The sequence below is a fragment of the Renibacterium salmoninarum ATCC 33209 genome (assembly GCF_000018885.1).
GTDB classification, from domain to species: domain Bacteria; phylum Actinomycetota; class Actinomycetes; order Actinomycetales; family Micrococcaceae; genus Renibacterium; species Renibacterium salmoninarum.
On record NC_010168.1, the window covers coordinates 2910279 to 2926102 of the forward strand.

The 15824-nt window shown below is 55.0% G+C and carries 14 protein-coding genes and 2 tRNA genes; 6 read left to right on the forward strand and 10 right to left on the reverse strand.

Going from position 1 to position 15824, the window contains the following annotated elements; translation table 11 throughout:
* Window positions 1-35 precede the first annotated feature (35 nt).
* The 5 genes from clpX to RSAL33209_RS14385 all read right to left on the reverse strand — a co-directional run bounded on the left by clpX (window position 36) and on the right by RSAL33209_RS14385 (window position 4582).
* Window positions 36-1319: an ATP-dependent Clp protease ATP-binding subunit ClpX gene (gene clpX, locus RSAL33209_RS14365; protein WP_012246622.1), complete on the reverse strand. Its 1284-nt coding sequence runs from the start codon at window positions 1317-1319 to the stop codon at window positions 36-38.
* Window positions 1320-1450: 131 nt separating this feature from the next.
* The gene (locus RSAL33209_RS14370; RefSeq protein ID WP_012246623.1) at window positions 1451-2134 is read right to left on the reverse strand and encodes an ATP-dependent Clp protease proteolytic subunit; all 684 of its coding nucleotides are present in this window, start codon (window positions 2132-2134) and stop codon (window positions 1451-1453) included.
* Window positions 2135-2172: 38 nt separating this feature from the next.
* Complete coding sequence (locus RSAL33209_RS14375; RefSeq protein ID WP_114597663.1) at window positions 2173-2808, reverse strand: ClpP family protease; 636 nt, start codon at window positions 2806-2808, stop codon at window positions 2173-2175.
* Between the two features lie 223 nt (window positions 2809-3031).
* Window positions 3032-4447, reverse strand: a complete 1416-nt coding sequence (tig, locus tag RSAL33209_RS14380) for a trigger factor (RefSeq protein ID WP_012246625.1) — start codon at window positions 4445-4447, stop codon at window positions 3032-3034.
* A 62-nt stretch (window positions 4448-4509) separates the two neighbouring features.
* Window positions 4510-4582, reverse strand: a tRNA-Pro gene (locus tag RSAL33209_RS14385).
* Between the two features lie 156 nt (window positions 4583-4738).
* Between RSAL33209_RS14385 and RSAL33209_RS14390 the strand changes: the two genes are divergently transcribed.
* Window positions 4739-4809 (forward strand) — tRNA-Gly (locus RSAL33209_RS14390).
* Between the two features lie 49 nt (window positions 4810-4858).
* On the opposite strand, the gene RSAL33209_RS14395 is transcribed toward RSAL33209_RS14390, so the two are convergent.
* Complete coding sequence (locus RSAL33209_RS14395; RefSeq protein WP_012246626.1) at window positions 4859-5737, reverse strand: Fpg/Nei family DNA glycosylase; 879 nt, start codon at window positions 5735-5737, stop codon at window positions 4859-4861.
* A 112-nt stretch (window positions 5738-5849) separates the two neighbouring features.
* Entirely contained in the window at window positions 5850-7487 is a 1638-nt protein-coding gene (locus RSAL33209_RS14400) for an SdrD B-like domain-containing protein (RefSeq protein ID WP_041684851.1), read from the reverse strand.
* On the opposite strand from RSAL33209_RS14400, the gene RSAL33209_RS17825 reads away from it, so the two are divergent.
* Entirely contained in the window at window positions 7486-7740 is a 255-nt protein-coding gene (locus tag RSAL33209_RS17825; protein ID WP_041684852.1) for a hypothetical protein, read from the forward strand. The two genes, RSAL33209_RS14400 and RSAL33209_RS17825, sit on opposite strands and share 2 nt — an antisense overlap.
* A gap of 355 nt (window positions 7741-8095) precedes the next feature.
* On the opposite strand, the gene RSAL33209_RS14410 is transcribed toward RSAL33209_RS17825, so the two are convergent.
* The 3 genes from RSAL33209_RS14410 to RSAL33209_RS14420 are packed head-to-tail and all read right to left on the reverse strand — an operon-like array spanning window position 8096 to window position 10369.
* Window positions 8096-8578 (reverse strand): ribose-5-phosphate isomerase, encoded by a 483-nt coding sequence (locus tag RSAL33209_RS14410; RefSeq protein WP_041684853.1) that lies wholly within the window; start codon window positions 8576-8578, stop codon window positions 8096-8098.
* Between the two features lie 40 nt (window positions 8579-8618).
* Window positions 8619-9599 (reverse strand): hypothetical protein, encoded by a 981-nt coding sequence (locus RSAL33209_RS14415; protein ID WP_012246630.1) that lies wholly within the window; start codon window positions 9597-9599, stop codon window positions 8619-8621.
* Entirely contained in the window at window positions 9599-10369 is a 771-nt protein-coding gene (locus RSAL33209_RS14420) for an aspartate dehydrogenase domain-containing protein (protein WP_012246631.1), read from the reverse strand. The genes RSAL33209_RS14415 and RSAL33209_RS14420 overlap by 1 nt, the downstream gene beginning before the upstream one ends.
* Window positions 10370-10499: 130 nt before the next feature.
* On the opposite strand from RSAL33209_RS14420, the gene pepN reads away from it, so the two are divergent.
* Genes pepN through RSAL33209_RS14440 form a run of 4 tightly spaced genes read left to right on the forward strand, consistent with a single transcriptional unit; the run spans window position 10500 to window position 15805 of the window.
* A complete protein-coding gene (gene pepN, locus RSAL33209_RS14425; protein ID WP_041684854.1) occupies window positions 10500-13052 on the forward strand; it encodes an aminopeptidase N in 2553 nt (850 codons plus the stop codon).
* 40 nt (window positions 13053-13092) lie between these two features.
* On the forward strand, window positions 13093-14451 hold the full coding sequence (locus RSAL33209_RS14430; RefSeq protein ID WP_012246633.1) for a F390 synthetase-related protein: 1359 nt from the start codon (window positions 13093-13095) through the stop codon (window positions 14449-14451).
* Window positions 14448-15011 carry an ATP-grasp domain-containing protein gene (locus RSAL33209_RS14435; protein WP_012246634.1) on the forward strand — a complete coding sequence of 188 codons (564 nt, stop codon included), beginning with the start codon at window positions 14448-14450 and terminating at the stop codon, window positions 15009-15011. The genes RSAL33209_RS14430 and RSAL33209_RS14435 overlap by 4 nt, the downstream gene beginning before the upstream one ends.
* Before the next feature lie 11 nt (window positions 15012-15022).
* Window positions 15023-15805 carry an ATP-grasp domain-containing protein gene (locus RSAL33209_RS14440; RefSeq protein ID WP_012246635.1) on the forward strand — a complete coding sequence of 261 codons (783 nt, stop codon included), beginning with the start codon at window positions 15023-15025 and terminating at the stop codon, window positions 15803-15805.
* Window positions 15806-15824: the final 19 nt, after the last annotated feature.

Sequence of the window (15824 nt, forward strand, 5' to 3'; positions counted from 1 at the left end):
ACGTGGTGAGAGTTTCGCCCCCCCTTTGACGTTGATTATGCGGACTTATTCCGCCGTTTGGCCACAACGTCGTGTGGAATCAACGTCGGCTGACCGCCTTCACGAACAACCTCAGCAGTGACTACCGCCGAAGCAATATCTTCTCTGCTTGGCAGCTCAAACATCACCGGAAGAAGTACCTCTTCCATAATGGCGCGCAAGCCACGGGCACCGGTGCCCCGCTCCAACGCCTGATCAGCGATTGCCTCTAACGCATCATCTTCAAAGACCAGATCAACGCCGTCTAGATGGAACATCTTTTGGTACTGCTTGATCAAGGCGTTTTTCGGTTCGCTCAAAATCTGCATGAGCGCAGGCCGGTCCAAATGCGACACCGTGGTGATCACCGGCAAGCGGCCAATAAATTCTGGAATCAGACCAAACTTAAGCAAGTCTTCTGGCATGACATCGCCGTAGCCAAGTTCGTCGCCGGAGAGCGCGCCAAGCGGAGCACCAAACCCGATGCCCTTCTTACCTGCTCGAGCGCCAATGATTTCTTCCAAGCCGGCAAAAGCTCCAGCCACAATAAACAACACATTTGTCGTGTCAATCTGGATAAATTCCTGATGCGGATGCTTTCGGCCACCTTGTGGCGGCACCGAGGCAACGGTGCCTTCCAGAATCTTCAGCAGGGCCTGCTGCACGCCCTCACCGGACACATCTCTAGTGATAGAAGGGTTTTCGCTCTTGCGCGAAATCTTATCGATTTCATCGATGTAGATGATGCCCTGCTCAGCCTTTTTGACGTCGTAATCGGCGGCCTGAATGAGCTTCAAAAGAATATTCTCAACGTCTTCGCCAACGTAGCCGGCTTCGGTAAGCGCGGTGGCATCAGCTACTGCAAAGGGTACATTGAGCCGACGTGCCAATGTCTGCGCTAGATAGGTCTTACCGCAGCCTGTTGGACCAATCAACAAAATATTCGACTTGGCGATTTCAACATCGTCGTGGTGGTTCCCATCAGCCAAAGCCGAGCCCTTAGAGCCTGCCTGGATCCGTTTGTAATGGTTGTATACCGCTACCGAGAGCGAACGCTTGGCGGGTTCCTGGCCAATGACGTATTCCTGGAGGAAGTTGAAGATCTCTTTTGGCTTGGGCAACTCAAACTGTCCCAGATCAGCGACTTCGGCCAATTCTTCTTCAATGATCTCGTTGCACAATTCGATGCATTCATCGCAGATGTACACACCGGGACCAGCAATGAGCTTGCGCACCTGCTTCTGACTCTTTCCGCAGAAAGAGCATTTGAGCAAGTCTGTGCTCTCACCCATTCGAGCCATCGTTTTTCCCTCCAGAACTGTTGACGACTAGCTTCCACTCTATGGCAAAACGTCGCCGATGGAACGCCAAACGCCGGGGCGTCCAACAAATATAGACGGCCCCGGCGTTCGTTATTGACTAGTGCGCCTTATTACTTGGTAATCGCGCTTGCTTTGATCTTTCGAGATTCAAGAACCTGGTCAATCAAGCCGTAATCCAGCGCCTCGGCGGCGGTGAGGATCTTGTCCCGCTCGATGTCGTTATTGAGCTGCTCTGGAGTGAGACCTGAGTGCATCGCCAAGGTATCTTCCAGCCATGAACGCATCCGCATTACTTCATTTGCCTGGATCTCCAAGTCAGAAGCTTGGCCACCTTGACCACCAGAAAGTGCCGGCTGGTGAATCAAAACGCGTGCGTTCGGCAACGCCAAACGCTTACCCGGAGTACCGGCCGCGAGTAATACAGCAGCAGCACTGGCCGCTTGACCCAGACAAACAGTCTGAATTTCCGGGCGGATGTACTGCATGGTGTCGTAAATCGCCGTCATCGCGGTGAACGAGCCACCTGGCGAATTGATGTAAAGCGTAATGTCACGGTCTGGGTCGGTTGATTCCAAAACCAAAAGCTGCGCCATAATATCGTCAGCGCTAGCGTCATCCACCTGGACACCCAAGAAGATAATTCGATCTTCGAAAAGTTTCGTGTAGGGATCCTGACGTTTGAACCCGTACGGAGTACGTTCTTCAAACTGCGGCAGGATATAACGCGATGTCGGAAGGTTTTCTGCTGCTCCCCAAGCATTGGGCGAGCCTGCAGCGGTGAAATTGAAGCTCATGATGTTCTCCTGTTGTCCGGCTTGGCTGTCTTGCCGAGTTACTTCGCGTTAGTTCCGCCGCCGCCGGCAACCGAGCCCGCGTGTGCGCTGATCTTGTCGAAGAATCCATAAGCCAAGGCTTCTTCTGCGGTAAACCACTTATCGCGGTCGTTGTCTTTGAGGATTTGTTCCACAGTCTGACCGGTTTGTTCCGCTGTCAGCTCAGCCATGACCTTCTTCATGTGCAAGATCAGTTCTGCTTGGATCTTGATATCAGAGGCCGTGCCGCCAATTCCGCCAGAAGGCTGGTGCATCAGGATACGCGCGTTGGGCGTTGCGTACCGCTTGCCCTTCGCGCCCGAGGAAAGCAAGAACTGCCCCATCGAAGCCGCCAGGCCGGTCGCAACAGTGACTACATCGTTGGGGATGAACTGCATCGTGTCGTAGATGGCCATCCCCGCAGTTACTGAACCGCCGGGAGAGTTGATGTAGAGATAAATTTCCTTGTCTTGATCTTCAGATGCCAAGAGCAAGAGCTGGGAACAGATCAGGTTCGCATTGTCGTCCCGGACTTCTGAACCGAGCCAAATAGTGCGCTGCTTGAGCAACCGGTTGTAGACGTAATCGTCCTGACCACCCGGACTTACGGTGGCCATCTGCGGTGCTGCAAATTCTGAGTTTGCCCGTTCAGTCATGTTTACGCTTCCTTCATTCCGGACCAATGTCGCTATATGGACAGTAGCTGTTTCGCGGGCCGATATCTTCCGCAAAACCGCACTGTTCGCTGATGGCGCATAGCAACTGCTCTGAGCAGATCGGTAGAAGAATACTGTGAACAAAAACAGACGCCGTCGTGATCCACGAGGGAATCACGACGGCGTCTACACCTAAGACTTCAGTCTTAGTGAAAAGCGTTTCTTAGAAACGGGCTGCACCCGGGTCATCTGCTGATACGGTAACCCTCTCTTCTTCAGCCTCGGTGTCGTCATCTTCGCCGGTAACGCCAGCAGCTTCATTGAGCGCGGCTTCCAGCTCTGGATCAACGGCTGGCTTGACGAAGTCGCTCAAGTCAACGGCAGCGCCCTCGGTGTCGGTCACAGTGGCTAGACCAAGAACGTGAGCCAGAGCCTTACGACGTCGAACCTCAGAAACCACCATCGGAACCTGACCGGACTGGTCAAGCATCTGAGCGAACTGGTTCGGGTCCATGCCGTACTGGCTGGCCGAGTTCACGATGTAATCGATCAATTCAGCCTGCGAAACAGAGATTTCCTCTTTGTCCGCTACCGCATCGAGAATGATTTCGTTCTTGAAAGCACGCTCGGTGTTCTCTCGAACTTCAACTCGATGCTCTTCGGTGTCGTGATCTTCTTCGCCGTGTGCATTCGCGGGATCGAAGTGCTGTTCAAGCTGTTCTTCGATGACCGACTCCGGTATCGGAACCTCGATCAGTTCAACAAGTTTTTCCATTACCTTGTCGCGAGCCTCAACGCCCTGCTCAACCGTCTTGGATTGGTTGACCTGCTTGACTAGATCTTCACGCAGTTCAGCGATGGTATCGAACTCACTTGCCAACTGAGCGAAATCATCGTCGGCTTCCGGAAGTTCACGAACCTTGACCGCAGTCAGTTTTACCGTAACCTGAGCCGCTTCACCAGCGTGCTCGCCGCCAACCAACTTGGTGTCGAAAATTGCTTCTTCGTCAGTACTCAGGCCCTCAACGGCTTCGTCGAGACCTTCCAGCATGGTTCCTGCACCTACTTGGTAGGACAAGCCAGTGGCCGAATCGACGTCTTCATCGGCGATCTTCGCGTTGATGTCGATTGTGATGAAGTCATCTTTAGCTGCCGGGCGATCCGCAGGCTTGAGCGTACCGAAGCGGCCGCGCAGATCGTCAAGCGCCTTCTGCCGATCCTCATCGGACTGCTCGGCCGGTGCAACCTCGACGGTAATGCCAGCGTAATCAGGCAATTCAACCTCGGGACGAACGTCAACCTCGACCTTGAACTTCAGTTCGCCGTCGGTAGCTGCCGGGTCCGGAACCTCGGTGATCTCGACCTCAGGACGAGACAGCGGGCGCAAACCCGTTTCAGCAACTGCGTTTTGGTACCAGCCATTGAGGCCTTCGTTAATTGCAGTTTCCAGAACGTAGCCACGTCCCACGCGCTGATCAATCAGACGGTTAGGAAATTTTCCCTTGCGGAAGCCCGGGATTTGAACCTGCTCCGCGATGGTTTTATAAGCCTCGGCAATGCTCGGCTGCAGTTCCTCGAAAGGAACCTCAACGTCAAGCTTGACCCTGGTGGGTGAGAGGTTTTCGACAGCGCTTTTCACCGCTTAATACTCCTGAGATCAACTATGGATGGGGTGGTACAGATACTGCTGGTAATACCGAGTCGGGGCGACAGGACTCGAACCTGCGGTCTCCTGCTCCCAAAGCAGGCGCGCTAGCCACTACGCTACGCCCCGTAGTGCTCGAGATAGTCTACGGGTTCCTGGCGCTGGACGCACATCGGCCGGAAATTCGCGGCGATTCGCGCCTGCATTTGCCGTTCTCGGGCTCCGTATGATGTAGTTATATCCGGTCTTCCGGCAGCAGCGAAAGTTTCTGCGGGCTGGCACAGCGGGGATGTAGCTTAATGGTAAAGCCTCAGTCTTCCAAACTGATTACGCGGGTTCGATTCCCGTCATCCCCTCGCAAGAAAGCCTCGACTTCGGTCGGGGCTTTTGCATTTCCTGGCCAGACTAGCCGAGCTGGCAGCTTGGGCAAAAAAACAGGTTGCGGCCGGCTAAGACCGAACCCGCAATCTCAGTTCCGCAGCTGAAACATGGTTGGCCGACCCGTTTGTATACATAGTGCACATCCGCTGGTTCGTCACAATCTCCAGGCTCGGTAGTGATGATTCGGCCATCCGTCACGCCTCGGTTCAAAAGCACGACGGCGTCGAGCCACAGCTCTCGCGCTTTGGTAATGCTGAGCTGCTTACCGCTGAGCATCGGGTTAATTTTGGCCCGGAAGAGCAATTCCGCGCGATACACATTGCCGATCCCTGCTACAACGTTCTGGGCCATCAGCAGCACTGCTACCGGTCTTGCACTCGAGCGAACCCTACGCAGAAATTCTGCTTCGCCGGCCAGCGTTGCCTCCTGGCCGGAATTCAACGGATCTGGTCCAAGCTTGGCTTGAATGGCGCGTGCTTCAGCCGCTGTGAGCACCTCGCAGGCGCTTGGACCGCGCAGATCCGCCCAGCCGTGCTGCGAAACCAGTCGAAGCCGTACAGCACCTATTGGTTCCGGTGGCCCTTTATACGGCAGGTCCTCAGATGCTAGTTCCCGCTCGCCAAGCCGCCGTGGGGCTCCGATGCTCGACGCTCCCCGAAAGGTCGCGTCACCGCCAAAGTCCCAAGCTCCGTATAAACCTAGATGAACGCGCAAAATGGCTTGATTGCTAAATTGAACAAAAAGCTGCTTGCCGTGCGCCCTGGCTGCTACCAGAATCTCGCCATCAATTCTGGCGGCACCAGCCGCAAACCGACCTTGCGGGCTCATAGCGTTGAGTTTTTGTTGAGCGAAGACGTCCTGCAACTGGGTGGCTAAGCGATGAATAGTGTGACCTTCCGGCACTTTATCCGCCTTTCAGTTCGGTACAAAAAAGTCGATGGCGGACCAGATGATTTGGGTCCGCCACCGACTTTATCAACGCAGCTTAGATGCTGTTGTCTGTGTCAATTTCAAATCATGCTTCTCGACGCCGCCGAGCGAAGAAAACTGATGCTGCACCAGCAACCAACAGACCGCCGCCAACAGCGAATCCGATGATTGTTCCGGCTGCCCCGGTATTGGCCAATACCGCCGACGCCGGAACCATATCGACCGAGCCGCATCCCAGCACCTGAGAACCCTGTTTGAAGATGCCAACGTTCATTTTCAAATCTTGCCCCGAGTTCAAACTGAACACCGGTGTCACTCCGTTCACATCCGCGTCGGAACCTGGCTTACCTGTACTTGGGTCAATACACTGCGGCGAAAATTCATAGCCAGCAGGTAAACGAAACCGAAACTGGTAAGTAGTGGCGACCCTTAGATCTTGGTAGAAATAGATATCGGTAAATGACGACGCATTTACGCGGCTCCAGGGCTGGTCAGGTCCGGTCCGAACGTCGTAGTCCGGCGAATTAGCGCCGGCTTCCCCCGGATCGCGTTTCCCATTCCCGTTGTCATCAATGAAGTAGCTTCCCTGGATCGTTGCAAACCTCTTTACGCCGACTTCCCGCACCGTCGCTTGACCTTGGACTGGAACTTCAAACTTAGCCGTAGAAACGGACCCAGGTTCGGTGGTCAGGACCTCAGAACGACCTAGAAAAAATCCAAATTGATAATACCCAACTGGCAGGCCCGAGAAGGAAAAACTTCCATCCGCCCCGGTGGTCGTTTGGAAATCCATAAAAGGGCTCCCGCTCGAATCAAGCACATTAACTTCGACACCGGGAAGGCCACTCTCGACCTCGTTTCGAATACCATCACCATTTTTATCTTCAAATAGCAGACCCAAGGCGACAGGTGTCCTGGCCTTCACCAACGCGAAATTTACATTTTCGACCTTGCTGGGCGAACCGAGTGTCAGTTTTGCCTGGGCAGAGACCGGACTAAGAAGGCTAATGTAGCTGCCTTGAGCCGCTTGATTGAATTCATACCCGGTCGGCGCTAAGGCAGTTACCCAACAAGCGTCAGGAGCCAGGTATTTGAAGCCATAGAATCCGTCTGCGTTAGAAACTTGCCAAGGCAACCCTCGCCCAGCAACATCAGTTGCCGAATCACCAACCTGTTTGCTCGCGTATAAAAGTGTTTTCACGCCTGCCACAGTTGGCTCACCCAAGTCCAAGACACCGTTGCGGTTCAAATCTTCAAAATAGACACCGCCGAAAGCCACATCTCCCAGAAGTGCTGGGTAATTGATCTTTCCTGTTTCACCAGCCTTGACGTCCAGGAAATTAATGATGCCCTTGTAGCGCTCATCGCCAGGATCCGTATATTCCGGAGTGGTATAGGTGTCGCTGACCGGCAACACGGTTTTCACGACGTAACTGCCTGGCGCTAAGTCTGGAAAGTGGTACCTGCCATTGTCATCAGTTAGTTGCTCAGCAACTGGATTCTTTTTAGTGTCGAGTGCCGCATTCCCCTGGCGATCGATAGGCAAAACTCTCGACCCTGCGATTCCTGGCTCTCCAGGATCAGGATCGCCATTTCCATTTTTGTCATCAAAGACAAATCCGGCAATCGATGCTGGTGTTTCCGCAGCGCTGGCGCTCGGCGTGGCCTCATCAAACTTCGCCGAAACATCAGTAGCCGGCGGCTTCTGAACTTCAGGTTGCATGGAAGGAGACGGCGATTCCGTTGCGCTAGCGCTCGGCGTAGCCTCATCAGGTTTCGCCGATGCATCAGTGGCTGGCGCCGTCGCGGCCTGCGACGTGCTCGACTCTCCCAATGGTGGAACCTCCGCCTCGGCAGGGATCGCGGCTCCCATCAGAGAAAACGCTACCCCCAACGAAGCAACTAAAACTGTGGCCCGACGGAATCCTTGTCCGCAACGCCCCTCGCTGTTCAAGCTTTCGTCTTCTCGACGGTAAAAGAGGGATTTCATATCCCGCACTCCTGTGCTCTTATTGCGATACCAAGGCCTATCCAGCTCATATCGCGTACTTGATATCGGTCCTTGCTGGTCCGACTCTTCAATTATCCATCGAATTTATCAAACGATTTGATAACGACTTGGGCGAAATTTCTCAGCTTTTATTCCGTCAAAATCAGAGGGAGTGCAAGTTGAGCCAGTCAGGCCAGCCGAGGATTAACCACTCGGGCAAAACACCTAGCCTGCGCACGCCAATTACCTGAATCATCCACCGATGATTCAGGTAAAGCAATCTTATTTAGAAAACGATTTGATAAAGGCCCAGCTCCACCATCAGCATGGCTGGGACACAGCTAGTCTTGGACCTGACCGGTTTGTTCGAAATGAGCGATTTTGCCGATGCGCCGCACATGCCGCTCACCATCGCTAAACGGCTCCGCAAGGAACGCTTCGATGAGGCCAGTTGCTTCATCGACGCTGTGTTGACGCCCACCAACTGCGACCACATTTGCATCATTATGTTCGCGGGCCAGCTTTGCGGTCTCTAGGTTCCAAACAAGCGCCGCTCGGATGCCTTCGACCTTGTTAGCCGCAATCTGTTCACCATTTCCAGAGCCACCCAGAACAATTCCTAATGCGAAAACACCAGCTTTAGTGTCCGCCATCGCTGCCTGCGCCGCATGGATACAAAACGCCGGGTAGTCGTCCTCCGGGTCGTAGGAACTTGGTCCGTGATCAATCACTTCATAGCCGCGATCGCCAAGATGCGAAATCAGGTGAGCGCTAAGCTCAAGGCCGGCGTGATCAGTGGCAATGTGAACGCGGGGGGTAGACATAGTTCTCCTCGGATTAGTAATTGATTCTGTATCGAGCGTACTAGCTTTCGGCACCAGTCGTCCCGCGCCGTTTCAGTAAATAACTGGCGAGCTCGTTTGCGCCCTGGCTCCTTGGCACGCTGACAAGCAGCCCGGGCCCAGCGCTCAGCTTGATGTGCAATGCCAAGCCATTGGTGGTGAGGAATTGACGCGTGCCGTTGATCCAACGCCAGCCTGGGCCGCCCCGCTGCCAAAGCGCCACTTCTTCCGCCTCGGCGCTCTCAATCTCTTCGAGCCCGAGATGGACCACGGTGAGAACTCCAACCAGCTTCAGCCGTAGTTGAGGCCGCTGGCGCTCTCCGCCGTCGATAGTCACACTGCCAAAGAGCAGCAACGCCAGTAACAGCAGGATCAGCACTAGCGTCAAGGAAATCCAAGGGCTCATTAGCAGCAGTAATCCCCCGACCAAAAAAGCGATCATCGCCAGCAGCACAAAGCTAGAGCTTCGCATATGGACCCAATACTTTATTCGTGGCATACCAGCGAGTGCGGCGCTCTCTGTCGCAAGCGCTCGTTCATCATTTTGATTCCAGCGCGGGATCGGTTGAAAGACAAAGAACATTACGATGCCGAGCGCTAAGGCAGCGCCCGAACCTAGCGCAAAAACTGTGGCATCGAAACCGCCATCATCAGCAGAACTAACTCCTTGCTGACCCATTAGTAATCCGGCCGAAATTGAGGCAATAAGCAAGCTCCAGAAAATAGCCGCCGCCATAAAAACCCTACGCAACCACCGTCTGTGCAATCTTGCGCCCGCCAGAGCCCCCAAAACTGAACCAACGACACCTATCAATAGTGCGGCGAGCAGCACAAATGCCGGAAAGGCGACGCTCCAATCGGCACGGTGCCCTTGCCAGTGCACTCCCATGGGTTCCGGTGCATTGCGTCGTAATATCAAGGCAACCGCGGCAAAGCAGAAAGCCACGGCCCACGGAAATCCGATGCCGAAGGCCGTGAATCGCCTGTCGAAACGTTCGGTCATCAGATAAACATCCCATTCGGCTGAGCTAATCGACGAAGCCCTGAATAGAGCGAACGCGCCGTCAGTCCGCTGCTGCGCGGCTGCTCCGGATCTGGCTCATTTCGAATAAGAAACTGATACTCACCGGCGCTGCCCGAGGCCGAAATTCGATGCTCAGTCAACACTGCGGCAGGATCGGCCAGCAGTTCAATTTCTACCGAGACTTTTGGGCCAACCGCAAGCGATAAGGCGAAAGCCACATTGAGCGAAGCAGGAAATTTACCCACAGCCTGTTCGGGAGATCCGTTGAAGAGCCGAATAGGCGCCGTTGCCTCACGTAGTTGTGTCTGTTCATTGGCGCTCATCCAGCTCTGAAGTAAGGCACGCGGCAATTTACGTGTCTGCAAGGTGACGTTTTCGAGACCACCCGAGGCAGAGGCAGCCTGTAACAAATCTAAGCCGCCAATCGCGCCGATCGTCGGAAAATGTCGCCCGGGACCTGCCGAAAGTTTCATGCGTAAATCTTGGTTCGCCAGCGCGCCAATCGAGCTAATGAGAAAGTCGTTACCGTGAGCGATGACCGTCGGACCGAACTCAGCAACCGCGTCGATGCCGGCCGCTTCCACTACTGTTTCCGCGCCAGCTAACGCGGCATAAACATCCGGCGAAAGGGCGCCTGAAGACTGGCGGCTAAGTACCGCAACGACGTCGAACGCGGCGTCCGAGGCAAGGTGACCGCGCAGTCTTCTGGAAATCGCACCGTCACCGATGATCGCAACAGAATGAACCATGGAATCAGTCTGTCAGGTCAACATGACGCAGCGGCTCTTTTGACTGCAAAGCCGTGGAAGAATGGTCCAATGTCAGCCCGGTCACATTGCGGGAGAATTCGGTATGCCCCGGAGGCCCACTTTGCCAGGAATGAACCTGACCCGTTCGGAAGCACGTACCCGTGCCGAAAATATCGTCGTCGAATCCTATGCCGTCGAGCTCGATCTGACCCGCGGTGCGCGGGTCTTTGGTTCCACCACCACCGCGCGGTTTACCGCTACCGCTGGCAGCGCCAGCTTTATCGATGCCATTACGGACGCCGTGCACTCAGTTACTCTCAACGGCACAGAACTTGACCCGTCGGAAGTTTCCGACGGGGTTTTTATCAAGCTTCCTGGTTTGGCCGAGCACAACGAGCTCACCGTTGTTGCCGATGCGCTCTATACCAATACTGGTGAAGGCTTGCACCGATTCGTTGACCCGGTAGACGACGAAGTCTATTTGTACAGTCAATTTGAGGTACCCGACTCGCGTCGAGTTTTTGCTGTGTTTGAACAGCCAGACCTCAAAGCGACCTTTCAATTCACCGTAACTGCGCCGGCTCACTGGGACGTTGTTTCCAATTCAACAACGCCGGAGCCTTCCGAAACCAGCTCCAACTCTCAGGGCGGCGCTAAGCGAACTTGGGCATTTGAACCAACTGCGAAAATCTCCTCGTACATCACTGCCTTGATCGCCGGACCGTACCAAAGCGTACGTAGCGAACTAACCAGCTCGGACGGACGGATCATTCCACTCGGCGTCTTTGCCCGCAAGTCACTTATGCAATACCTGGACGCAGAGAATATCTTCGAATTGACTCGCCAGGGCTTCGAATTTTACGAAAAGCAGTTTGGCGCTCCCTACCCGTTCAGCAAATACGATCAGCTCTTTGTGCCAGAATTCAACGCTGGCGCAATGGAAAACGCTGGCGCCGTGACTTTCTTGGAAAGCTACGTCTTCCGTTCCAAAGTTACCGAAGCTTTGATCGAACGCCGTGCTATTACCATCCTGCACGAACTGGCGCACATGTGGTTTGGCGATCTGGTCACCATGCGTTGGTGGAACGATTTGTGGCTCAATGAGTCCTTTGCAGAGTTCATGTCCACGCTGGCCGCTGCCGAGGCGACTGAATTTACCCAGGCCTGGACCACCTTCACTTCAATGGAAAAGTCTTGGGCCTACCGGCAGGATCAGCTTCCGTCCACGCATCCAATCGTCGCGGAAATCCGGGATTTGGAAGACGTTCAGGTCAATTTCGATGGCATCACCTACGCCAAGGGTGCCTCAGTCTTGCGCCAGTTAGTTGCTTGGGTGGGCCAAGAAGAGTTCATGGCGGGCGTGCGCGCTTATTTCGAAAAGCACTCTTGGGGTAACACCGAGCTCACAGATCTGCTCGGCGAGCTAGAAGTCTCTAGCGGTCGCGACCTCAAAGAATGGTCCAAACTTTGGCTAGAAACCGCGGGCGTAAATACCCTACGCGCACAGTTCGACGCGGATGCCGACGGCGTCATTACCGCTTTCGCAATCTCGCAAACTGCGATTGCTGACTACCCAACAATTCGCCCACATCGCCTGGCCGTTGGCTTTTACAACTTGGACGCGACGGGAAAGCTTGTGCGAACCCATCGCGTTGAACTAGACATCGACGGCGAGCGTACCGAAGTTGCCAAGCTAGTCGGCTTGGCTCGACCAGATCTAGTGCTGCTCAACGATGATGACCTTGCCTACGCAAAGATTCGTCTCGATGAGCACTCGCTGGCCACCGCGACTAAGCACGTCAAGGATTTTGCCGAGTCCTTGCCCCGGACTTTGGCTATGGCCTCGGCTTGGGACGCTGCGCGTGACGGTGAGACGCCAGCTCGGGCCTATGTCGACTTGATCCTGGCCAACATTGGCGCAGAAACTGACTCCTCCGTGATCACAGTCCTGTTGCGCCAGTTGGCTAAAACTTTGACTTTCTACGTCGCACCCGAGGCGCAGCATGAAGCCAAAATCAATGCTGCCGAGCGGTTGTGGGCGTTATTCACCGCAACCGCACCAAGCTCCGACTCACAGTTGCAGTTTGTGAAGACTTTTGCTCAGCTAGCCCAAATCTCTGGGCACTTGGACTTGGTCACTGATCTGCTGAGCGGTGACTATCGCGTAGATGGACTCGATATCGATCAAGATCTGCGCTGGGAACTGGTGAGTTCACTGGTCGCTGGCGGCCGTCTCGACCAGACCGGAATTGACGCCGAGCTGGAGCGAGATCATACCCAAACCGGGCAACTCGCTGCCGCCAGCGCAACTGCCGCGATTCCCACTGCCGAGGCAAAACAAGCCGTCTGGGACGCCGTTGTGGTTGATGGCAGCATGCCAAATGCGGCTCAGCGGGCGGCCATCGGCGGATTCGGCCGGGTACATGACAGCGCCTTGCTGGTACCCTTCCGCGCAAAGTACTTTGCCTCGATCCGCACGGTTTGGGAAGAGAAATCTCACGAAATCTCCTCATCCATTGTCAACGGGCTCTTTCCCGCGCTGCCGGTCTCGGCGGAGACTATCGCTGCCACTGACCAGTTCCTGGCTGAATTGGGCACTCAAACACCGGCGCTACGTCGTCTGGTCCTAGAAAACCGGGATGGTGTGGCCCGCGCTTTGAAAGCACAAGCTGCGGATAACTAAGGTCTATCCAGCAAATTGTTTATTTGACTAGACTGCTGCAATGACAAACGCAGGCCAGCTCCGCCCCCGATCATCGTCGGGGTTGCGAGCTGGCCTGCGTTCGTTGACAACCGTGAGTCAGGCGGCTGGCGCATTTTGTCGGACTCGGTGGGGCTACAGATTCGGATCCCGCGCTAGATTCTTGACCTGGCAGCATCAAAAGCTGAGACGAATGCTCGCAGCTCGCGCTGGCGGTATTGAACTTGCCAAGCTGCCGATTATCGACAAGTCCGTAATGCTTGCCAACTTTGAACGCTATAATTCGCTGGGTATTGAGCTCAACCAGGCACTCACGGTTGCGACGGCGGCCGAGCGAAGCCGAGACTTTAGCGCCGAGATTGACGGTCTCACTGTGGGCCTATCCAGTGGAACCTCAGGTCAGCGTGGCGTTTTTCTTATTAGTCGCAACGAACGCGCTATTTGGGCGGGTACCATTTTGGCTCGACTTCTGAGCAAAAAGGCCTTACGTCAAGTCATTTTGCCGTGGGCTAGACCATTGCAGATTGCCTTTGTCTTGCGCGCTGACAGCAAGCTTTACCAGCAAGTGCGCAGCCAACGGGTCAACTTCGAGTTTTATGATCTGTTGGAGCCTCTTGGCAAAAATATCGCGGCTTTGGTAGAGCAACAACCAGATTTACTTGTTGGGCCGGCATCGGTTCTCGGCGAATTCGCCCAGCGAAAGCTCCGCGGCGAGCTACAGATTTCGCCCACGCAAGTGATATCTGTGGCAGAAGAACTTTACCCAGGCGATGCCGCCCGGATTCGGCTTGCCTTCGGCATTGACGCCGCACAGGTCTATCAAGCGACTGAAGGACTCCTCGGATTCAGCTGCAAATACGGCTCACTGCATTTGAACGAACAGCACGTCTATGTTGAATTTGACTGGCTTGATGACGCGCGCACCCGGTTCCAGCCCATCATTACGGATTTCAGTCGTAGCACTCAGCTGATGCTGCGATATCGCCTAGACGATGTCCTACACTTAGCAACCGAACCCTGCCGCTGCCACAATCTTGGCTTACGACTTGCCGGCGTTGATGGTCGCGCGGACGCCGTCTTAAGATTCGGTGATAAGCAGCTCTTCCCCGATGTTCTTCGGTGCTCGATGGCGATAGTCAGCGAGCATTTTCGAGACTGGAGCGTCGAACAGCGCCTTGAGGATCAAGAAGATAGTTGTTTGGTCGTGCGGTTGCGTGAACCCGATGTGCACGCAACCGACGTGGTGCAGGCTGAAATCGATGTCTTGCTTGCGAGCTTGACAATACCGCGGCAAAAACTCCAGTTTGCTCCTTGGCAAGAGCCTGCTCCTGGCGCAAAATTGCGTCGAATTCGTCGCACCGATCTGGCGGCGCGTCTATGACCGCCGTCGTCATCACCGGCGGGCGGGCGCCAGTTGCGGTGGAACTAGCGAAATCTTTCTCGGACGCCGGTTTTAAGGTGATCGGTGCCGAAAGCCGAACTAACTTACTGTCCGGTTCCAAGTTCGCCAACAAGTCTTATCGAGTTCCTGCGCCGCGCTGGGACCCGCTCGGATTCGCCGACGCGATAACTGGCATTGCGCGCCTATATAAAGCCGAGTTAATCGTGCCATGTTGCGAAGAGGTCTTTTGGCTTGCCGAGGCAGCGGATCGCCCCGGCTTTGAAGAACTGGCACAAAAGCTTTTCGGTGCCAAGATCAGCACGCTACGCAGATTGCATCAAAAGGCCGATTTCGTGGACCTGCTGCAAGATCTAGACGAACCTGCACCGCAAGGATCGGTGGTTAGCTCGCGAGCTGAGCTGGTAGCCCTACGGCGAGGCAAGCAGACAGCCGCCATTTTGAAACCAGTTTTTCCCGCTTTGCGGCTGACACGATCCTGCATGAGCCTGGATCGCCAGTACCCAAGAAGCTCACCATTGGCGCGACGCGGCCTTGGCTAGTTCAGGAGTTCTTGGCTGGTGAGGAACTCTGTCTAAGCAGCGTCTTCCAATCTGGCCAATTGCGCGCTGCCGTGGTTTATCGACCACTATGGCGCGCGGGCCAGCGCAATCGGGGCTCCGGCACGCTATTCTCTCCGTTGGCCCTTGACGATCCACTCGCCATTGAAACGATTCGGATCGCTCGCAAGATCGCCGTCGAACTTGGATACACCGGATTCCTAGGTCTGGATTTGATCAATACGTCACGGGGTCTTGTCGCCATTGAGTGCAATCCGCGGCCCACCAGCGGAGTGCATCTCTTTGAATCAGGCCTGGCCCAGGCTGTTTTTGACAAAATAGAACCGACAAACTTGATGCTGCCGAGCATCAGCACCAAACGCCGTCGGCTCAGCTTAGTTTCGCCGGCCCGGTTAGTGACAGACTATAGAGCCTGGCGCGAATCCGCAGATGTGCTCGCTCCGCTGGTGCCATTGCGGCAGCAAGTTCGGGTAGCGACGAGTTTGCTGACAACAGCAGTACGGCAGCGAATCAGTCCGCTTGCGGTTTCAACGTGGGACTTGGAATACAACGGAATCAAACCCGGCCCCCAAGAAGCCGAGTGCAGCTATCCCGCAGAACCACATGAGGACGACGGTTGGCCAGGTCAAGCAGTAAATACGCTGACAGTTCAAACCAACGGTGAAATCAGCAATGTGTGCAGCACCGTGGCCAGCTTACGAATCGACGGCGAACTGCTCCCGGCAACCGTCCCGGCTTCGCCTGCCTTCACTCAGGCTTATGTGGTCTCGCCGTAGGCGCATTACATTGGCTTCG